Here is a 19182-nt window from a genome sequence, read left to right on the forward strand (position 1 = left end):
GTTGAACCTACGTCCGTCGCGGGCCCCTTGGGAACCGCGTCGATGCCCGCTGTCGGGAGCGCGGGGCTCACCTGTGCACAAGTGAGTCCGGTTCGCCCTGCTTGGCCCCGTGCAGGGTGGGCGGATCGAGGTCGCCCGCCGCCAGGTGGGCGAGCACGACCTCGTACAGGTCGCCGCCGCCGGCCAGGAGCTGCCGTTCCAGGACGGGCTCCGCGGCACGGACGTGCTCGCGCACGGTCTGCGCGTGGACGCCCAGCGCCTGCGCGGCGCGCTCGGCGTTGCCGCCGGCCGCGATCCAGGTGCGCAGGGTGCGGCGCAGGTCGCGGGCGTCGGCGTCCAGGCGGGCCAGCAGGTCGTGCGCCCAGGCGCGCATCGCGGGTCCGGTGAGCAGCTCGCCGAGGTCGGCGGACACGGGGGCCCGGTCGTCCGCACCATGGGCCAGGCTCTCCTGGCTGTTGAGCGCGAGATGGACGACGGCACGGGCCGTGAGGTCGGAGAAGTCGGTGCCCAGCAGGGCCTCGACGCGTTCCATCCGGGCCCGGACGGTGTTGCGGCTGACGCCGAGCACCTTGGCGGCGCTGACCGCGGTGAACTCAAGGCCCAGACGGGTGGTGGCGAGCAGTTCCGTGTGGGTGTGATGGGGCAGGCCGGCGAGCGGGCCGAGCACCCGCAGCGTCCAGCCGCGCAGGGCGTCGGGGGCCATCAGGCGCTCGGGGTGGGTGCGTTCGGCGTACACCGCGGCCTTGTCCGGCCGGAAGTGCGCCACGGCCAGCGCGCTGACGGCCTGTCCGTAGGCGGTGGCGGTCCTGGCCAGGCTCTGCCGGGCGCTGCCGCCGAGGAAGACCCGCGGGCGGGGGCCGATCAGCGAGCGCAGGGCACCGGCCACCGCCTCCCTGGGGGTGACGACGATGACGTGCTCGTCCCTCGCGGGGCACCGCACGACCAGCGCCTGCTCCCCCGTCGCGTCCCGGCACTCCTCGGCGAGCCCGTCGCGTTCCTCGGGACGGCTCTCGACGACGTACACACAGGCGGTGTCCGTGTCGAGCAGCCCGGGCCACAGTCCCGCGGCGACCCGGCGGGCGGCGACGGTGTCCTCGACCATCAGCAGCTGCAGGATGGCCAGGCGCAGGTCGGACGTGGCGCGTTCGAGCCGGTGCACGGCGACCGCCGACTCATGGGCCCTGAGCAGCACATCGAGCACCTGGACGGTGTGGGTGACGATCTCGGAGGCCCGCCGGTCGAACGGAACCGGGCGGGAGACGGTCAGCACACCCGCCGACGCCGCCACCCGGACCAGCCGCAGATGACGCCCCGGCCCCTCCCACGCGGCGGAGGCGATCCGGCCGGCGACCATGTCGTCGAACAGGTCCTCGAACGGGCCGCTGTCCAGCGAGGTCCCCGCGAGGACGGCTCCGGATCCGTCGTACAGACAGGCCGTGCCGCCGACGGCGTCGGCGAGCCAGGCGACGACCTGCCGGACGCGCTGCCCGCCCGGCCGCAGCAGCTCCAGCAACTCCCGTTCCCACGCCGCGCCCCGCACCTCCGCACGACGGCTCGCATCCGCTCGGCCTGTCACGATCGGCCTTCCTCGTCTTTCGTCCCGTTTCCGGCGTACCGGTCCGGGACGTTACCTCACACCCACCGAACCGGCCGCCGACGTTCCCGGCGGGGACGGGTTCCCAAAACGGGCCGCTTCAGGCGCCGGGCACCGGGCCTGGCGCGTGCGCGGGCCTGCCCTGCGTGTCCCGGCCCGGGGCAGGGCTTAGGCTCGGCGGATGGCGAAGTACTTCGATGTGCACCCCGACAACCCCCAGCCGCGTGTCGTCTCCCAGGTCGCCGACAGCGTCCGGGCCGACGCGCTGATCGCGTACCCGACGGACTCCTGCTACGCCCTCGGCTGCCGGCTGGGCAGCCGTGACGGGGTGGAGCGGATCCGGTCCATCCGCCGGCTGGACGACCGGCACCACTTCACCCTGGTGTGCCAGGACTTCGCGCAGCTCGGCCAGTTCGTGCGGATCGACAACGACGTGTTCCGCGCCATCAAGGCCTCCACGCCGGGCAGTTACACCTTCATCCTGCCCGCGACCCGCGAGGTGCCGCGCATGCTCCAGCACCCGAAGAAGAAGACCGTCGGCGTGCGCATCCCCGACCATGTCGTCACCCAGGCGCTCCTCGCCGAGCTGGGCGAGCCGCTGCTGTCCAGCACCCTGCTCCTGCCCGACGAGGACGAGCCGATGACACAGGGCTGGGAGATCAAGGACCGGCTGGACCATGTGCTGGACGCGGTCGTCGACTCCGGGGAGTGCGGTACCGAGCCGACGACGGTCATCGACTTCTCTGGCGGGGAGGCCGAGATCGTACGGCGCGGCGCCGGTGACGTCTCACGCTTCGAGTGAGGCCGGGGCGGCCGTGTGGCCTGCGGTGACGCGTGGAACGATGGCCCCGACCCGGCCCCGCCCAGGGGCGGGCCGTCGCCCGCTCCCTCCGCAGAGAGGCACGACCGCGCCATGACCGTCGTACAGGGAACCGCCGTCGGCATCGCCACCGGGGACGGCACCGCCGACGCCTACCTCGCCCACCCCGGTGACGGCGCCCCGCACCCCGCCGTCCTGCTCTACATGGACGCCTTCGGGCTCCGGCCGCGGCTGCGGGCCATGGCCGACCGGCTCGCGGGGGCCGGTTACACGGTCCTGGTGCCGAACGTGTTCTACCGTCACGGCCGCGCCCCCGTCGTGGAGTTGCCCGAGTTCATCGACCCGTCGGCGCGTCCGGAGATCTTCGAGCGGCTCGGGCCGGTCATGCGGGCCCTGACGCCCGAGCTCGCGATGCGGGACGCCGGTGCCTGTCTGGCCTGGCTCGCCGAGAGCCCGGTGGCCGCCGAGGGCCCGGTGGGGCTGACCGGCTACTGCATGGGTGCCCGGCTGGCGCTGCTCACCGCCGGGACCTACCCGGAGCGGATCGCCGCGGCGGCCGGTTTCCACGGCGGGCGCCTCGCCACCGGCACCCCCGACAGCCCGCACCTGCTCGCCGGACGCATCACCGCCGAGCTGTACTTCGGCCACGCGGACCAGGACCCCGCCCTGCCCGAGGACCAGCAGGAGCGTCTTCAGCAGGCGCTGGCCGCGGCCGGCGTCCGCCATCGCTGCGAGGTCTATCCGGGCGCCCACCACGGCTTCACCCAGGCCGACACCGCGGCCTACAGCCAGGAGGCGGACGAGCGGCACTGGGCGGCGCTGCTCGATCTGCTGAAGCGAAATCTGGTGGGCGCCTGACACGTGCTCGATCTACCGAAGCGCAACCTGGCGGGCGGCTGACACCTGCTCGCTCCGCTGGAGGGAAACCTGATGGGCGGCTGACACCTGCCCGATCTAAGGTGCGGCCATGACCTCGCAGCCCTATCTCTCCGAACTGTTCTCCCTCGACGGCCACGTCGCCCTGGTGACCGGCGGCAGCTCCGGCATCGGGCGGGCCATCGCCGGTGCCCTCGCCCGCGCCGGGGCGAGTGTCGTGGTCCTCGCCCGCAAGGAGGCGGAACTGACCGCGACGGTCGAGGAGTTGACCGGTGACGGCTGCCGAGCCGGCTGGGTGAGCGCCGATCTGGGCACGCGTACGGGCGTGCGGGCGGGGGCCGAGGAGGCGGCCGGGGTGTTCGGGGAGCCCGACATCCTGGTGAACTGCGCCGGGATCAATCTGCGGCCCCCCATGACCGAGCTGGACGAGGACGTCTGGGACACCACGATGGCCGTGAACCTGGAGGCGCCCTTTCTGCTGGGCCGGCGGTTCGGGCCGGGGATGGCCGAGCGCGGCTTCGGGCGGATCATCCACGTCACCTCGCAGCAGGCGCACCGGGCGTTCGTGCAGAGCGGCGCCTACGGCGTCTCCAAGGGGGCGCTGGAGTCGCTGGCCCGGTCACAGGCGGAGGCCTGGTCGCCGTACGGCGTCACCTGCAACACGCTGGTGCCGGGGTTCGTGATGACACCGCTGAACCGGCGGCTGTCCTCCGACCCGGAGAAGGTGGCGGCGCTGGCCGCCCGCACGATGATCGGACGCAACGGCCTGGCCGAGGACTTCGCGGGGGCGGCGGTGTTCCTCGCGAGCCGCGCCTCCGCCTATGTCACCGGCCAGGCCCTGTTCGTCGACGGCGGTCTCTCCGTCCACTGACCGGTCAGGCGCCGACGTACTCCGCCAGGTGCCGGCCGGTGAGGGTGGCGCGGTCGGCGACCAGGTCGGCGGGGGTGCCCTCGAAGACGATCCTGCCGCCGTCGTGGCCGGCGCCGGGGCCCAGGTCGATGATCCAGTCGGCGTGGGCCATGACGGCCTGGTGGTGCTCGATGACGATGACGGACTTGCCGGAGTCCACGAGCCGGTCCAGCAGCCCGAGCAGCTGCTCGACGTCGGCGAGGTGGAGGCCGGTGGTCGGTTCGTCAAGGACGTAGATGCCGCCCTTGTCGGCCATGTGCGTGGCCAGCTTCAGCCGCTGCCGCTCGCCGCCGGACAGCGTGGTCAGCGGCTGGCCGAGAGTGAGGTAGCCGAGGCCGACGTCGGCGAGGCGGCTGAGGATGGCGTGCGCGGCCGGGGTGCGCGCGTCGCCGGAGCCGAAGAACTCCTCCGCCTCGGTCACCGACATCCCGAGCACCTCGCTGATGTCGCGGCCGCCGAGGTGGTACTCCAGCACCGCGGCCTGGAACCGCTTGCCCTCGCATTCCTCGCAGGACGTGGCGACGCTCTGCATGATGGCCAGGTCGGTGTAGATGACGCCGGCGCCGTTGCAGGTGGGGCAGGCGCCCTCGGAGTTGGCGCTGAACAGGGCCGGCTTCACGCCGTTGGCCTTGGCGAAGGCCTTGCGGATCGGGTCGAGCAGTCCGGTGTACGTCGCCGGGTTGCTGCGCCGCGAGCCGCGGATCGGGCTCTGGTCGACCGAGACCACGCCCTCGGCGGCCGGGACGGATCCGTGGATCAGCGAGCTCTTGCCGGAGCCCGCGACGCCGGTGACGACGGTCAGCACCCCGAGCGGGATGTCGACGTCCACGTTCCGCAGGTTGTTGGCGCTCGCGCCGCGGATCTCCAGGGCGCCGGTGGACTTGCGGACCGTGTCCTTCAGGGCGGCCCGGTCGTCGAGGTGGCGGCCGGTGACGGTGCCGGAGGCGCGCAGGCCGTCGAGGGTGCCGGCGAAGCAGATGGTGCCGCCGGCCGTACCGGCGCCGGGGCCGAGGTCGACGACGTGGTCGGCGATCGCGATGGCCTCGGGCTTGTGCTCCACGACGAGCACGGTGTTGCCCTTGTCCCGCAGCCTGAGCAGCAGGTTGTTCATCCGCTGGATGTCATGGGGGTGCAGGCCGATGGTGGGCTCGTCGAAGACGTAGGTGACGTCGGTGAGCGCGGAGCCGAGGTGGCGGATCATCTTGACGCGCTGGGCCTCGCCGCCGGACAGGGTGCCGGCCGGCCGGTCGAGGGCGAGGTAGCCGAGGCCGATCTCCACGAAGGAGTCCAGGGTCTGCTGGAGGGCGGTGAGCAGCGGTGCCACCGACGGCTCCTCGATGCCGCGGACCCACTCGGCCAGGTCGCGGATCTCCATCGCGCAGGCGTCGGCGATGCTGACCTTCTTGATCTTCGAGGACCGGGCGCCCTCGCTGAGCCGGCTGCCGTCGCACTCGGGACAGACGGTGAAGGTGACGGCGCGCTCCACGAAGGCCCGGATGTGCGGCTGCATCGCCTCCTTGTCCTTGGACAGGAAGGACTTCTGGATCTTCGGGATGAGACCTTCGTAGGTGAGGTTGACGCCGTTGACCTTCACCTTTGTGGGCTCGCCGTAGAGGAAGGCGTGCATCTCCTTCTTGGTGAACCGGCGGATCGGCTTGTCCGGGTCGAGGAAGCCGGACTGGGCGTAGAGGCCGACGGTCCAGACGTTGTCCGACTTCCAGCCGGGGATGGTGAAGGCGCCCTCGGAGATCGATTTGGAGTCGTCGTAGAGCTGGGTGAGGTCGATGTCGGAGACCTTGCCGCGGCCCTCGCAGCGGGTGCACATGCCGCCGGTGCGCTCGAAGGTCGCCTTCTCGGCCTTGGTCTTGTCGCCGCGCTGCACGGTGATCGCGCCGCTCGCCTTCACCGAGGCCGTGTTGAAGGAGTACGCGCTGGGCGGGCCGATGTGCGGCTTGCCCAGGCGGCTGAAGAGGATGCGCAGCAAGGCGTTGGCGTCGGTGGCGGTGCCGACGGTGGAGCGCGGGTCGGCGCCCATGCGCTGCTGGTCGACGCTGATCACGGTGGTCAGACCGTCGAGCACATCGACCTCGGGGCGGGCGAGGTTCGCCATGAAGCCCTGCACGAAGGCGGGGTAGGTCTCGTTGATCAGCCGCTGCGACTCGGCGGCGATCGTGTCGAACACCAGGGAGCTCTTGCCGGAGCCGGACACGCCGGTGAAGACCGTCAGCCGGCGCTTGGGCAGCTCGATGCTGACGTCCTTGAGGTTGTTCTCGCGGGCCCCGTGCACGCGGATCATGTCGTGGCTGTCGGCGATGTGCGGCGCAGGCGACTGCGTGTCTTTTCTGGTGGCCCTGGTCATCGTCTCTCCGTCTTCTGGGTCGCCTGGCCGGATCTGACCGGCTTCGACCAGTACGTCAGGTGCTACGCGATCGCCGCGGGAAGCGGTGCCGGATCAGCGCTCGGCCGATCCCGATCAACCCTCCACGCTAGCCGCGGCGCCGGGCGGGCGCTTCTCCATTTCTGACCGACCGGTTCCGTCACGGGGGCACGGGCCGCTCGAAGAAGGTCTCCAGGACGACGGTGGCGTGGGTGCCGCTCACGCCGTCGATCGCGTAGATACGGCGCAGCACGTCCTGGAGCCCCTCGGTGGTGGCGGTCCTGATCTTGACCAGGACCGAGGCGCTGCCCGCGATGACATGCGCCTCCTGGATCTCCGGGATGGCGGCGAACCGGTCACCGGAGTCGCCCACCCACCGCGTGGAGTCCACCATCACGAAGGCGAGCACGCCCTTTCCCACCGCCGCCGGATCGACCTCGACGGCGGTCCGCCGGATGACGCCCCGCTCGCGCAGCTTGCGGACGCGTTCATGGGTCGCGCCCGCGGACAGTCCGACGGCCTGTCCCAGCGCGGCGTACGACTGTGCGGCGTCCTGCTGGAGGAGGACCAGCAACTGCCGATCGACGTCGTCCACCGATTCTCCTTCTGGGTTTTGCTTGATCTACCGAATGTCATTCTGCATAGTCTTGGTTCTGCACACCAGTGTTCGACGATACGTAAGGGCGGCGACATGGCCAGCGAGCGACCGCAGTTGTACGAGATCCTCGATGAGCGCTTCCGCACGGGCCGCTGCCACGCGGGCGATTCCAAGCTGGAGACCCTGTACGAGGGCTGCCGCTGGGCCGAGGGCCCGGTGTACGTCCCGGCCGGCCGGTACCTGCTGTGGAGCGACATCCCCAACGACCGGCTGCTGCGCTGGGACGAGACCACCGGCACGGTCGGCGTCTTCCGCTCCCCGGCCGGTCACCCCAACGGCAACACCCTGGACGGCGAGGGCCGGCTGATCACCTGCGAGCAGGGCAACCGCCGGGTCACCCGCACCGAGCACGACGGGTCGGTCACCGTGCTCGCCGACCGCTTCCGGGGCAAGCGGTTCAACAGCCCGAACGACGCCGCCGTACGCTCCGACGGCTCGATCTGGTTCTCCGACCCCGACTTCGGGATCACCAGCGACTACGAGGGCAATCGCGCCGAGAGCGAGATCGGCGCCTGCAACGTCTACCGGCTGGACCCCGCCACCGGCGAGGTACGGCTGGTCGCCGACGGGTTCGCCGGGCCGAACGGTCTGGTGTTCTCGCTGGACGAGCGGCAACTGTTCGTCTCGGACAGCCGGGCCAACCACATCCGCGTCTTCGACGTCCGCGACGACGACACCCTCTCCGACGGGGACGTCTTCGCCGAGTGCAAGATGGGCAACTTCGACAACATCCGCTTCGACGACGGCGGCCGGCTCTGGGCCGCGGCGATGGACGGCGGGGTGCACTGCTACGACCCGGACGGCACCCTCCTCGGCCGCCTGCTGATCCCCGATGTCGTCGCCAACATCCGCTTCGGCGGCGCCCGGCGCAACCGCCTGTTCATCGCCGCCGACACCGCCCTGTACTCCCTCGTCATGGGGGTCACCGGCGCCCCCGCACTGCCGACCGCCCTCCGGAAGGACCAGCCGTGACCGAGCAGCAGGACATCGCCGGGGACCTCCAGGTGCCCGCGGACTTCGACGCGACGCGGGAGATCGAGCGCCGGGTCGCCTTCCTCGCCGACCGGTTGACCTCCACGGGCCTGCGCGCGCTGGTGCTCGGCATCAGCGGCGGCGTCGACTCCACTACCGCGGGCCGGCTGTGTCAGCTCGCGGTGGAGCGGGTCCGCGCGACCGGACGGGACGCGGCCTTCTTCGCGATGCGTCTGCCGTACGGCGTCCAGGCCGACGAGGAGGACGCGCGCCGTGCGCTGGAGTTCATCCGGCCCGACCGGCTGCTGACGGTCGATGTGCGGCCCGCGAGCGACGCCTTGATGGAGGCGCTGTCGGCCGGCGGCACCGTCTTCCCCGACGCGCACGGCCAGGACTTCGCGCTCGGCAACATCAAGGCCCGGCAGCGCATGATCGCCCAGTACGCGGTGGCCGGTGCGCACGGCGGCCTGGTCGTCGGCACCGACCACGCCGCCGAGGCGGTCTCCGGGTTCTTCACCAAGTTCGGCGACGGCGCGGCGGACGTGGTCCCGCTCACCGGTCTCACCAAGCGGCGGGTGCGGGCCGTGGCGGAAGCGCTGGGCGCACCCGCGGAGTTGGTCCACAAGACCCCGACCGCCGACCTGGAGACCCTCGCCCCCGGCCGGCCGGACGAGGAAGCCCTCGGTGTCACCTACGACGACATCGACGACTTCCTCGAAGGCAAACCGGTCGACGAGGCGGCGCACGCCACCATCGTCCGCCGCTACCATCTCACCGCGCACAAACGGCAGTTGCCGATCGCGCCCTGACTACACGGGCAGCGTCAGCAGCACCAGGCCGGCCGCCAGCACCACCAACCCGCCCCAGGACAGCGCCGGAAGCCGCTCGCCGAGGACCGCTACCGCCATGACGGCCGCCACGGCGGGCTCGCCCAGCGTCAGCGACGTGGCCACCGACGCGGAGGCGCGGCGCAGGCCGTACCCGAACATGCGGTACGCCAAGTAGACGGTGAACAAAGCGAGATACCCGGCCACCGCCGCACCCCGCGCGGTGCCGAGCCAGTGCATGTCGACGCAGAGCAGCAGCGGCACCACGAGCAGCCCGGCGGCGCCGAACAGCACGCCCATGACCGCGTCCGACGAGTGCCCGCGCCTGATCAGCCCGCCGCCGATCAGCGCGTACACGGCGTAGGACAGTCCACCCGCCGCGGCGAGCAGGACACCGGTGGGATCGACCGGCGTGCCGTGTCCGCTGAGCCCGGGACCCATCACCAGGAGGGTGCAGCCCAGGACGGTGGCCACGGTGGCGCCGCTCCAGCGTGCGGTCGGCCGGGCCTGTCCGGTGATCCAGGCGAGCAGCCCGGCGAGGACCGGGGCACTGCCCAACGCGATCACCGTGGCGACGGCCACGCCGGTGCGGGCCACCGCCGGGTAGAACGCCACCGGGTATCCGGCCACCGCCAGCGCGCCGAGGACGAGCAGCAGGCGCTCGCGGCGGGTGCAGGCGGCCGGCAGGGTGCGGGCGGCGGGAGAGGTGAGGAACAGCAGGAGCCCGCCGAGGGTGAGTCCGGCGCAGCCGATGGCCGCCGCCGGGGCACCGGCCGGTGCCAGGGAACTCACCGTGCCGGTCGTGCCCCACAGCACGGTCGAGGCGAGGATCGGCGCGGGCCCGCCGAGGAGACGGGAACGGGAGGTGCGCGGGGCCGAGGCGGCCGGGCGCACGGAGGTCAGGGGAGAAGTACGGTTCGGCACTGTCGTGAGCTTCCGTCGTCGAATGCGTCTGGGACTCGATCCGAAACGGGCGCACGACACAGACCCCTGACCGCCCAGAGGGCCGGTCGGGGCCGGGAATCACACCGGGATGTCCGCGCCCGTCAGGCGCAGAGCGGCGGCAGAACGACGTGCCAGTAGGAGTTCACCCGATGATCGTACACAGCCGGGTGGCTCTCACTGATGATCAAGCAGAATCGACGACACCCTGCTGACCCGGGTCCTGGCAGCCCCAGTCACTTCAGCCACCGGTTTCAGCGGCGTACGGGGCAGCGCAAATGCGCGGCGGGTGGGTCCCTGAGGGAGCCCACCCGCCGCGCATTTGCGCACCGTCAGTCGGTGCCGAACTCCATGGCCGCGCTGTCGAGCAGCTCGTCGCTGTCGGGGCCCTTGCCGCCGGACGCGATGGCCTCGGCGCCGCCCTCGGTCAGCGCGCCGATCAGGCTGGTCGGCCCGGTGGCCTCGACCGACGCCGACCGGGGGCCGCCGACCATGCCGAGACCGGCGTACAGCTCCAGCTTCGTGCGCGAGTCGGCGATGTCGAGGTTGCGCATCGTGAGCTGGCCGATCCGGTCCACCGGACCGAACGCCGCGTCCTCGGTGCGCTCCATGGACAGCTTGTCCGGGTGGTAGCTGAACATCGGGCCCGTGGTGTCGAGGATCGAGTAGTCCTCGCCGCGCCGCAGCCGCAGCGTCACCTCGCCGGTGACGGCCTGGCCGACCCAGCGCTGCAGCGACTCGCGGATCATCAGCGCCTGCGGATCCAGCCAGCGGCCCTCGTACATCAGCCGGCCGAGGCGACGGCCCTCGTTGTGGTACTGGGCGAGGGTGTCCTCGTTGTGGATGGCGTTCACGAGCCGCTCGTACGCCGCGTGCAGCAGGGCCATGCCGGGCGCCTCGTAGATGCCGCGGCTCTTGGCCTCGATGATCCGGTTCTCGATCTGGTCCGACATGCCGAGACCGTGCCGGCCGCCGATGGCGTTGGCCTCCATCACTAGGTCGACGGCGGAGGCGAACTCCTTGCCGTTGACGGTGACCGGGCGGCCCTGCTCGAAGCCGATCGTCACGTCCTCGGTGGCGATCTCCACCGCGGGGTCCCAGAACCGCACGCCCATGATCGGCTGCACGGTCTCCAGGCTGGTGTCCAGGTGCTCCAGGGTCTTGGCCTCGTGCGTGGCACCCCAGATGTTGGCGTCCGTGGAGTACGCCTTCTCCGTCGAGTCCCGGTAGGGAAGGTCGTGGGCGGCCAGCCACTCCGACATCTCCTTGCGGCCGCCCAGCTCGGTCACGAAGTCCGCGTCGAGCCAGGGCTTGTAGATCCGCAGGTGGGGGTTGGCGAGCAGGCCGTAGCGGTAGAACCGCTCGATGTCGTTGCCCTTGAAGGTCGAGCCGTCGCCCCAGATCTGGACGTCGTCCTCGAGCATCGCCCGGACCAGCAGGGTGCCGGTGACGGCACGGCCGAGGGGCGTGGTGTTGAAGTACGCCCGTCCGCCCGAGCGGATGTGGAACGCACCGCAGGTCAGTGCGGCCAGGCCCTCCTCGACCAGCGCCGCGCGGCAGTCGACCAGGCGCGCGATCTCGGCGCCGTAGGTCTTCGCGCGACCGGGCACCGACGCGATGTCGGGCTCGTCGTACTGGCCGATGTCGGCGGTGTACGTGCAGGGCACGGCACCCTTGTCGCGCATCCAGGCGACCGCCACGGAGGTGTCGAGGCCCCCGGAGAAGGCGATCCCGACGCGCGAGCCGACGGGGAGGGAGGTAAGCACTTTGGACATAGCAGAAGTATGCACGACAACGCATGAACATGCAACGCATGGTGCTGGGGAACGGCGAGGGGAACCGGCAGGCCGGGGCGGACAGCGAAGGCGAAGGCGCAGACGTCGCCGGACCCGGGCCCCAACGACCTTGCCCGTAAAGCCCATTGACTCGCAGCTTCCTCGGAATTCACCGCGAACCCTGCCCTAGATCATTGTTACGGTGCACCGGTGTCTGACTCTTCACGCGATACCGCCGAAGGCGCCGGCTGGGGAACCGCGGAACGCGGCGCGTACCAGCGGCTGATGCCCACCGACGTCCGCAAGATCTCCTGGCTGGACCCGAGGATGCTGTGGGCGGCCCGCAACGGCGTGCTGGCCTCCTGGTTCGGGGATCCGACGGGCCGGACCCGCAGCCGTTGGGTGGCCCAGCGGGCCGCGGCCGGAGCACCGGCCGACAAAGTGATCGGACGAACGGACCCCGACCGCTTCTCCTTCCTGGTCATCGGGGACACCGGCGAGGGTGACGACCCCCAATACGCGGTCGTGCCGGGGATGTTGCAGGCGGGTCGGGACACCAGCTTCGCGGTGCTGGCCAGTGACGTGATCTACCCGGCGGGCAGCGCGGACGACTACGGCGCGAAGTTCTTCCGCCCGTACCAGGACTACCGGGCGCCGATCTACGCGATACCCGGCAACCACGACTGGTACGAGGACCTGGGCGCCTTCATGCGCGTCTTCTGCGGCGACGCCCCGCCGCTCGCGCCCGAGCCGAGACCGCGTGCGCTGACCAGGGCCTGGCTGCGGTCGTTGCTGTGGCACCGGCCGAGCCGGACGGACGGCCAACACCTCGACGAGGCCCGTAAGTTGCGCTCGGAGCCGGCCCAGCAGGCGGTCCAGCCGGGCCCGTACTGGGCCGTCGACGCGGGACCGATCCGGATCATAGGCATCGACACCGGGCTGCTGGGCACCCTCGACGCCGAACAGGGCGACTGGCTGCGCGAGGTCTCCCGCGACCCCCGCCCGAAGATCCTGATCACCGGCTCGCCGCTGTACGTCGACGGCGAGTACCACCCCTGCGCGATCGAGGGCGGCGGCACGGTGGACGACCTCGTCCGCGACCCGGCGCATCGCTATGTCGCGGCGATAGGCGGCGACATCCACAACTACCAGCGCTATCCGGTGCGGGTCGAGGGACGGACGATCCAGTACGTCGTCTCGGGCGGCGGAGGCGCGTTCATGCACGCCACGCACACCATCCCCCGGGTCGACGTGGCGAACGTGACCGAACAGGACTTCCGCTGCTACCCGCTGCGCGGTGACTCCCTCGCCTTCTACAGCAGGCTCTACGGCCGCCGGCTGCGGCTGCGCCGCTTCTTCACGCTGACCGAGGCCGAGGCCGCGGCGGTGGTCGCGGAGCGTCTGGGCATCCCGCTCACCCGCACCCGGGCGGGGACGCCGCACATCACACGGCGCACCCGCCTGGTGGCCTCCCTGCTGGGCGCGGGCCGCCGCCCCGACCGCACCGCCCGCTTCCGGCTCCCCGTGCGCAAGATCTACACGTCGCTGTTCTCACCAAGCTCGGCGACGTACAGTCCGCCGTTCTTCAAGTGCTTCCTGCGGGTGGACGTCTCGCCCGAGTCCATCCGGCTGCGCTGTTACGCGGCGACCGGCAACCGGGCGCAGGAGATCGACCCGCCGGTGGAGGACGAGGTGACGATCCCGCTGGGGTGAGCCGGGTCCCGTGCGCCCGCGCGAGGGCGCTACCTCTGCTCGACGTCCTTGACGAACACGATCCCGTCCATGCCCGCGAGCCGGGCCGGGTCCAGCGGGGAGTAGCCGAACCACGGGGAGACACGTGAGGTGAGGTTCAGGCCGGCCAGTCGGCGGGCGTCCAGGACGCAGTGGTTCTCCGGGAGGGAGTACAGGAGTCCTTCGACCGTGTCCGGGGGCGGGGTGTTCACCCCCCGGTGCCCGATCGTGCCGAGGGCCGTGGCCAGGAAGGCGTACTCGTCGCCCAGGTGCGCGTCCAGGAGCGCCCCCGCGCTCCACCACTCCACCCGCAGGTCGCCCAGGTGCATGACGCTCTTGTGGCGCTGCAGATGGCCGTTGTGGGCGAAGAGCAGGGCCGGACCCCGGTCGGCGACGGCGTGGAGGTTGTCGGCCATCATCCGGGCCCGCAGGCCGACCAGGCGCGTCATGCGGGCCGGTGAGGTGTCGGCCATCCAGTGGTGGTAGCGCAGCAGGCCGGTCGCGGTGCGGCCGTGCAGGCGCGCCCGGTCCCAGTCGTCCCACGACGTCGCCGCGATCAGGTGGGGGGGCTCCGTGTCGAGCAGCGCCGCCAGGTCGTCGGCCAGCAGGCGCAGCTCACCGGCCTCGGCCGACCGGCCCACGGACCGGGTGGGGTCCATCATCGCCGCGGGTTCGGTCCAGCGGTCGTCGGTGCCGAGCAGGCGGTCGAGCGTGTCCGCCGTGCAGGGCAGCAGGTCCGCGTCCAGGTGCGCCGCGAGGTAGCCGTGGAGTGCGGTGAGGGCCTGCCGGGGGCTCGCCGCGCCGGTGATCTCCAGCGGGCCGTCGAAACCGGCGAAGCGCAGCTGCTCGGACGCGGGCCGGCCGGCGTTGTGGGCCCGCATCCAGCTCACCAGGTCGCGGTTGGCCGTGGACGCGCCGAATCCGTGGCTGAATCCGCGCGCCATGACGTCGTCCAGGGTGCCCGTGCCGGAGGTGACGTAGTCGTCCACCACCAGGCCCGTCAGACAGTCGCTCTCGATCGCGATCGTCCGGTAGCCCTGCCGCTCGACTAGCTGCCGGAAGAGCTCGTTGCGCAGGTCGAGCAGGGCGTCCTCGCCATGGGTGGGCTCGCCCAGGGCGAGCAGGCGGGGGCGGTGCGGGAGCAGCTTCATGACCGCGGCAGCGTCGACGGCATGCGCGGCGTCCTCGATGTCAGTCGCCATGCCCTCAACGCTATCGTTGAAGCTTCCGTGGAGACTTTCGCGCGATATCGGCAGGGGCATGGGGAAAAAGCTTCAAACCGGGGAACGGCTCAGGCCCGTCGATCTGGCCCGCGGGCACGGTCTGTCCACGCAGGCGGTCAGGAATTACGAGGAGGCCGGAATCCTCCCGCCCGCGGCCCGTACACCCCACGGGTACCGCACCTATACGCCCGTGCACGCGGCGGCCCTGCGCGCCTTCGTGGCGCTGGTGCCCGGCCACGGCCACCGGACGGCGACGGAGATCATGCGGGCGGTGAACGAGGGCGCGGTGAACGAGGGCGCGGCCGAGGAGGCGTTCCGCCTCATCGACGAGAGTCACGCCCAGCTCCTCGAAGACCGCCGCACCCTGCACGCCGTCGAGCGCGCCCTGCGCGACCTGGAGCCCACGACAGCGGCCGAGTCCGGCGGCACCTTCATCGGCCCCCTGGCCGGGAAGCTCGGTATCCGGCCCGCCACCCTGCGCACCTGGGAGCGCGCCGGACTGGTGCACCCGGGCCGCGATCCCCGGACCGGATACCGCGTCTACGACGAAGCCGCGGTACGGGACGCCCGGCTCGTCCACCAACTCCGCCGCGGCGGTTACCTGCTGGAGCAGATCGCCCCGCTGATCACCCAGGTGCGGGCGGTCGGCGGTCCGGAACCGCTGGAGGCGGCCCTGCGGGACTGGCGCGGCCGGCTGTCCGCCCGCGCACGAGCGATGCTGACCGGCGCGGCCGAGCTGGAGGCATACCTGCGCGAGCGCGGCTGACGCTTCGGTCGCTCCCCTCGGGACAGAAGGAAACCCCAGGCCAATGGCCTGGGGTCGGTTCGGTGCGATACGGCCGTCGGACGGCTCAGATCAGTTCGAGCTGCCGTTCCGGCTGCCGCGTCGGCACGGTCTTGGCGTCCCAGGGTCCGACGGTGCGGACATAGCCGTAGATCACGGAGGCCATCGCCAGCAGGAGCAGCGGCCCGTACAGCCACGGATGCCTCGCCATCTCCAGCGGCAGCCAGCGATACGACAGCAGGAGCGCGGCGAACACCGTCGCGCCGTAGGCGACGAACCGGATCCCCGAGCGGTCCCAGCCCCGGTCGAAGGTGCGCAGTGCCGCCTCGATGGTGAGCGTGAAGACCACGCCGGCGATGAGGTCGGCGCCGTAGTGGTAGCCGAACCCCAGGGTCGCGGCGAGCGTGGCGACGAGCCAAAACGTTCCTGCCCAGCGCAGGGTCCTCGGGCCCTTGCGGGAGTGGATGAAGATGGCCAGTGCCCATGCCGTGTGCAGGCTGGGCATGCAGTTCCGGGGGGTGACGCCGTCGAACGGCATGTGCTGCGGAGGGCTGATCGGAGGCAGCGTCTGGGGCCAGATATTGGTGACCGCCCACTGCACGCTGGGCGTCGATTCCGGCGCCCACAGGCTGACCGCCGCCCATTGTTCGGTGCCGGTGCCGTAGGCGAAGAGCGGTCCGACCACCGGGTAGATCATGTAGAAGGCCGGTCCGACGAGGCCGATCACCAGAAAGGTGCGCACCAGGTGGTGGCGGGGAAAGCACCGGTCCGCCGCCACGCCGCGGAGTTGATACAGCGCGACGACGACCGCGGCCACCGGGAGCTGGCCGTAGACGAAGTCGAGGATGTTGAACCCGACGGGGCCGCTCGCCTCGACGACCCACCCCACCAGCCAGGACGGGTTGCCGAGCGCCTGGTCGGCGGTCGCCACGTACTGGTCGAGCACCGACGGCCGGGTCTGCGAGGTGATGAACAGCCAGGTGTCGCCGGTCTTACGGCCGGCCATCAGCAGCAGGGCCAGTCCGACGCCCTTCAGCAGCAGGAGGCGTTCCCGGCCGGTGCGGCGCGTGACGGCGATGACCGCGCAGCCCAGGATCACCCACAGCGCGCCATTTCCGAAGGGGTGCCCTTCGGTGATCTTGATGTCGAACGTCCAACGGACCAGCAGAAAGGCGAGGTCGACAGCGATCGCGGCGCCGACCGCGAGGAAGCGTTGCCGCCAGGTGAGGACCACCATCATCAACGCCATCGAGGCGTACAGCAGGCCACCCGATTTGGGGGCGAAGAGCACCTCTCGCGCCTGGTTGGTGATCGGTCCCGGCAGGCCGTAATGGCGCGAGGCGAATTCCAGCGCGATGAGGAAGGCGAGGGCCACGACGCCCGCCGCGGCCCAGAGTCCCGTCCGTGGTCGACGCCACACGGACGGTGTGGCCCCGCCGCTTATTCGCGGAGGTATGAGTGCTGGTCTGTTGCTCAATTTTCGGCCGATTTGTTAGGTGTTGGGAATCCCTGGAATCCCTGATCAGGGCCGCCGATCATACAAACAACGGCCCACCCCTCACCAGCGCCCTGCCTCACTCCCCACGATCGGCTCCGATTCCTTCCCGTCCACCCCCACCGGCACCTCACCGGCCAGCATCACCCGGTGCATGATCCGGGGGTGACCGAGGTGGGCGTTGTCGCTCGGGGCCAGATGGATCGTGGCGCGGTTGTCCCAGAAGGCCACGCTGCCCGGTTCCCAGCGGAAGCGGACCGTGTACTCGGGGCGGACCGCCTGGTCCAGGAGCAGGTCCAGCAAAGCCTGGCTCTCGGGCCGGGAGAGACCGGCGATCTGCTCCACGTAGTAGCCGTTGACGCACAGGATCCGCTCCCCCGTCTCCGGGTGGACCCGTACCAGCGGGTGGAGCGTCGCCACCTGGTGGTCGAGCAGGTGGCGGACGTAGGCGTCGTCACCGGGGCGGGGCTGGTAGCCGACGCCCAGGCGGTGTTCCGCCCTCAGCCTCGACACGAACTCCCGCATCGGGGCCGACAGTCCGGCGTACGCCGCCGCGAGGTTCGACCAGGTCGTGTCGCCGCCGTACGGCGGAACCGTCTCCGCGCGCAGGATCGTCGCCGCGGGCGGGTCGACGCGGGCACCGTGGTCGCAGTGCCAGCCGCGCAGCAAGGTGTGCCGGCGGCGGCGCAGCCACTCGTCGTGGTCCATGCCGAAACGGCCGCCCAGTTCCAGCCGGTCCGCGGTCGTCTCCACCTCCGGGAAGTCCGGCGGCGACGCCTTCCCGCGGCGCGGCAGCACGACCGGGGAGCCGAAGCGGCGGGCGAACGCCACATGTCCGGCGTGGTCGAGCCGCTGGTCCCGGAAGAACACCACCTTCCAGCGCAGCACCGCCGCCCGGATCGCGGCGACCACCGCGTCGTCGGGGCCGGCCGCCAGGTCCACGCCCGTGATCTCCGCGCCGATGTGCCCGGCGACCGGTCTCACCTCGATCCCCGCGGCCCGCTCCGTTTCTTCCGCGGTGGCCCTGTCCCTCGTCATGCGCGCTCCGTCGGTCGTCGGCACCGGCTCCGGTCCCCGCCGGTTCCCCGCAAGATCGTGACAGCAAACGGCACGCCTGACGAGGACTGCGTCCCCTGCGTGGTGCTTCAGGAGCGGGCGAGCCGGGCGGATCCGCGGGTTCCGCCCCCAACTGCGCGCCGATGCCTCTATGTTCACGGCGAAGTCGACGCTGTCCGATCTCGGCCGGGAGGCCCTTATGCGCTTCGCGCTCCGCTCCGCCGTCACCGCGGCGGTGGCCGCCGCCACCTTCTTCGTGGGCGGTGCCGGTACCGCCCAGGCCACTCCCCCGGGGCCAGGAGTCACCGGCCGGGTCATCAGCCAGAAGACGATCGGCGGCACCGACTACATCCTGCGGGAGATCACCATTCCGCCCGGTCAGGGCACCGGATGGCACTACCACGACGGTCCGCTGTACGCCTTCGTCCAGGAGGGCACGCTGAGTCATTTCGACTCGTCCTGCGCCTCCGACGGGGTCTATCCGCAGGGGAGCTTCATCGAGGAGCCGGCCGGTCCGGGCAACGTGCACATCGGGCGCAACCTCGGTGACACGGCCATAGTCCTCGATGTGCTGTACGTCCTGCCGCACGGGGCGCCGTTCTCGCAGGACGCCCCGAACCCGGGCTGCCCCTTCCAGTGATCCGCGTCAGCCGTTCCGGCCGCGCAGCGCCTGCAGGGCCCGGTCGGCGTGGGTGTTCATGCGCAGTTCGCTGCGCACCACTTCCAGCACCGTGCGGTCCTGCCCTATGACGAAGGTGGTCCGCTTGGTCGGCGCCATCGAGAAACCGCGCTTCACGCCGAACCGGTCACGGACCGTGCCGTCGGTGTCGGAGAGCAGCAGCATGCCCAGCGTGTGCCGCTCGGCGAACTCCTGCTGGCGCTCCACGGGATCACCGCTGACGCCGACGGGCCGGGCGCCGACGGCGGCGAACTCGGTGGCCAGGTCGCGGAAGTGGCAGGCCTGCGCGGTGCAGCCGGGGGTCAGGGCGGCGGGGTAGAAGAAGAGCACCACCGGCCCCTCGGTGAGGAGTTCGGACAGCTTGCGGGTGGTGCCGGTCTCGTCGGGGAGGGCGAAGTCCTCGACCGTGTCCCCGATCTCCACGCGTGCGCTCACTGGTGACCCCTCCGTCGTCCGGGCTCGG

Annotated in this window: 17 protein-coding genes; 8 read left to right on the forward strand and 9 right to left on the reverse strand. The window is 71.4% G+C overall.

Annotation, left to right across the window (positions count from 1 at the left end; translation table 11 throughout):
- Nucleotides 1-67 precede the first annotated feature (67 nt).
- Entirely contained in the window at nucleotides 68-1576 is a 1509-nt protein-coding gene (locus tag ACWD11_RS33060; RefSeq protein WP_451287520.1) for a helix-turn-helix domain-containing protein, read from the reverse strand.
- Nucleotides 1577-1775: 199 nt separating this feature from the next.
- On the opposite strand from ACWD11_RS33060, the gene ACWD11_RS33065 reads away from it, so the two are divergent.
- The 3 genes from ACWD11_RS33065 to ACWD11_RS33075 all read left to right on the forward strand — a co-directional run bounded on the left by ACWD11_RS33065 (nucleotide 1776) and on the right by ACWD11_RS33075 (nucleotide 4161).
- A complete protein-coding gene (locus tag ACWD11_RS33065; protein ID WP_389420304.1) occupies nucleotides 1776-2396 on the forward strand; it encodes an L-threonylcarbamoyladenylate synthase in 621 nt (206 codons plus the stop codon).
- Nucleotides 2397-2507: 111 nt separating this feature from the next.
- Nucleotides 2508-3272 carry a dienelactone hydrolase family protein gene (locus ACWD11_RS33070; RefSeq protein ID WP_451287522.1) on the forward strand — a complete coding sequence of 255 codons (765 nt, stop codon included), beginning with the start codon at nucleotides 2508-2510 and terminating at the stop codon, nucleotides 3270-3272.
- Nucleotides 3273-3381: 109 nt separating this feature from the next.
- Nucleotides 3382-4161, forward strand: a complete 780-nt coding sequence (locus tag ACWD11_RS33075; RefSeq protein WP_451287524.1) for an SDR family NAD(P)-dependent oxidoreductase — start codon at nucleotides 3382-3384, stop codon at nucleotides 4159-4161.
- A gap of 4 nt (nucleotides 4162-4165) precedes the next feature.
- Here ACWD11_RS33075 and ACWD11_RS33080 read toward each other — a convergent pair whose 3' ends face one another.
- Nucleotides 4166-6559: an ATP-binding cassette domain-containing protein gene (locus ACWD11_RS33080; protein WP_451287526.1), complete on the reverse strand. Its 2394-nt coding sequence runs from the start codon at nucleotides 6557-6559 to the stop codon at nucleotides 4166-4168.
- A 178-nt stretch (nucleotides 6560-6737) separates the two neighbouring features.
- Nucleotides 6738-7172 carry an Lrp/AsnC family transcriptional regulator gene (locus ACWD11_RS33085; protein WP_389420300.1) on the reverse strand — a complete coding sequence of 145 codons (435 nt, stop codon included), beginning with the start codon at nucleotides 7170-7172 and terminating at the stop codon, nucleotides 6738-6740.
- A 96-nt stretch (nucleotides 7173-7268) separates the two neighbouring features.
- On the opposite strand from ACWD11_RS33085, the gene ACWD11_RS33090 reads away from it, so the two are divergent.
- Both ACWD11_RS33090 and nadE read left to right on the forward strand, forming a co-directional pair.
- Nucleotides 7269-8207: an SMP-30/gluconolactonase/LRE family protein gene (locus tag ACWD11_RS33090; RefSeq protein WP_451287528.1), complete on the forward strand. Its 939-nt coding sequence runs from the start codon at nucleotides 7269-7271 to the stop codon at nucleotides 8205-8207.
- Nucleotides 8204-9016, forward strand: coding sequence for an ammonia-dependent NAD(+) synthetase (gene nadE / locus ACWD11_RS33095; RefSeq protein WP_451287530.1), 813 nt, complete (start codon nucleotides 8204-8206; stop codon nucleotides 9014-9016). The genes ACWD11_RS33090 and nadE overlap by 4 nt, the downstream gene beginning before the upstream one ends.
- On the opposite strand, the gene ACWD11_RS33100 is transcribed toward nadE, so the two are convergent.
- Nucleotides 9017-9958, reverse strand: coding sequence for a DMT family transporter (locus tag ACWD11_RS33100; RefSeq protein ID WP_451287532.1), 942 nt, complete (start codon nucleotides 9956-9958; stop codon nucleotides 9017-9019).
- Between the two features lie 350 nt (nucleotides 9959-10308).
- Nucleotides 10309-11751, reverse strand: a complete 1443-nt coding sequence (gene argG, locus ACWD11_RS33105) for an argininosuccinate synthase (RefSeq protein WP_389420296.1) — start codon at nucleotides 11749-11751, stop codon at nucleotides 10309-10311.
- A gap of 210 nt (nucleotides 11752-11961) precedes the next feature.
- Between argG and ACWD11_RS33110 the strand changes: the two genes are divergently transcribed.
- A complete protein-coding gene (locus ACWD11_RS33110) occupies nucleotides 11962-13464 on the forward strand; it encodes a metallophosphoesterase family protein (RefSeq protein WP_389420295.1) in 1503 nt (500 codons plus the stop codon).
- Between the two features lie 29 nt (nucleotides 13465-13493).
- On the opposite strand, the gene ACWD11_RS33115 is transcribed toward ACWD11_RS33110, so the two are convergent.
- Entirely contained in the window at nucleotides 13494-14684 is a 1191-nt protein-coding gene (locus ACWD11_RS33115) for an erythromycin esterase family protein (RefSeq protein ID WP_451287535.1), read from the reverse strand.
- Between the two features lie 58 nt (nucleotides 14685-14742).
- On the opposite strand from ACWD11_RS33115, the gene ACWD11_RS33120 reads away from it, so the two are divergent.
- On the forward strand, nucleotides 14743-15471 hold the full coding sequence (locus tag ACWD11_RS33120) for a TioE family transcriptional regulator (protein ID WP_389420293.1): 729 nt from the start codon (nucleotides 14743-14745) through the stop codon (nucleotides 15469-15471).
- Nucleotides 15472-15556: 85 nt separating this feature from the next.
- Here ACWD11_RS33120 and ACWD11_RS33125 read toward each other — a convergent pair whose 3' ends face one another.
- Together ACWD11_RS33125 and ACWD11_RS33130 are read right to left on the reverse strand one after the other, a co-directional pair.
- The gene (locus ACWD11_RS33125) at nucleotides 15557-16909 is read right to left on the reverse strand and encodes a phosphatase PAP2 family protein (protein ID WP_451287537.1); all 1353 of its coding nucleotides are present in this window, start codon (nucleotides 16907-16909) and stop codon (nucleotides 15557-15559) included.
- 138 nt (nucleotides 16910-17047) lie between these two features.
- Nucleotides 17048-18022 (reverse strand): TauD/TfdA dioxygenase family protein, encoded by a 975-nt coding sequence (locus ACWD11_RS33130; RefSeq protein ID WP_451287539.1) that lies wholly within the window; start codon nucleotides 18020-18022, stop codon nucleotides 17048-17050.
- A gap of 217 nt (nucleotides 18023-18239) precedes the next feature.
- Here ACWD11_RS33130 and ACWD11_RS33135 point away from each other — a divergent pair, with 217 nt between their 5' ends.
- Complete coding sequence (locus tag ACWD11_RS33135) at nucleotides 18240-18680, forward strand: cupin domain-containing protein (RefSeq protein WP_451287566.1); 441 nt, start codon at nucleotides 18240-18242, stop codon at nucleotides 18678-18680.
- A gap of 6 nt (nucleotides 18681-18686) precedes the next feature.
- On the opposite strand, the gene ACWD11_RS33140 is transcribed toward ACWD11_RS33135, so the two are convergent.
- Nucleotides 18687-19154 carry a peroxiredoxin gene (locus tag ACWD11_RS33140; protein WP_451287541.1) on the reverse strand — a complete coding sequence of 156 codons (468 nt, stop codon included), beginning with the start codon at nucleotides 19152-19154 and terminating at the stop codon, nucleotides 18687-18689.
- Nucleotides 19155-19182: the final 28 nt, after the last annotated feature.

Source organism: Streptomyces sp. NPDC002776, assembly GCF_053592195.1.

Bases quoted from the DNA above. Each gene is read 5' to 3' on its own strand.
- ACWD11_RS33065 (WP_389420304.1), top strand. From the start codon at position 1,776: ATGGCGAAGTACTTCGATGTGCACCCCGACAACCCCCAGCCGCGTGTC.
- ACWD11_RS33070 (WP_451287522.1), top strand. From the start codon at position 2,508: ATGACCGTCGTACAGGGAACCGCCGTCGGCATCGCCACCGGGGACGGC.
- ACWD11_RS33075 (WP_451287524.1), top strand. From the start codon at position 3,382: ATGACCTCGCAGCCCTATCTCTCCGAACTGTTCTCCCTCGACGGCCAC.
- ACWD11_RS33080 (WP_451287526.1), bottom strand. From the start codon at position 6,559: ATGACCAGGGCCACCAGAAAAGACACGCAGTCGCCTGCGCCGCACATC.
- ACWD11_RS33090 (WP_451287528.1), top strand. From the start codon at position 7,269: ATGGCCAGCGAGCGACCGCAGTTGTACGAGATCCTCGATGAGCGCTTC.
- argG (WP_389420296.1), bottom strand. From the start codon at position 11,751: ATGTCCAAAGTGCTTACCTCCCTCCCCGTCGGCTCGCGCGTCGGGATC.
- ACWD11_RS33115 (WP_451287535.1), bottom strand. From the start codon at position 14,684: ATGGCGACTGACATCGAGGACGCCGCGCATGCCGTCGACGCTGCCGCG.
- ACWD11_RS33120 (WP_389420293.1), top strand. From the start codon at position 14,743: ATGGGGAAAAAGCTTCAAACCGGGGAACGGCTCAGGCCCGTCGATCTG.
- ACWD11_RS33130 (WP_451287539.1), bottom strand. From the start codon at position 18,022: ATGACGAGGGACAGGGCCACCGCGGAAGAAACGGAGCGGGCCGCGGGG.
- ACWD11_RS33135 (WP_451287566.1), top strand. From the start codon at position 18,240: ATGCGCTTCGCGCTCCGCTCCGCCGTCACCGCGGCGGTGGCCGCCGCC.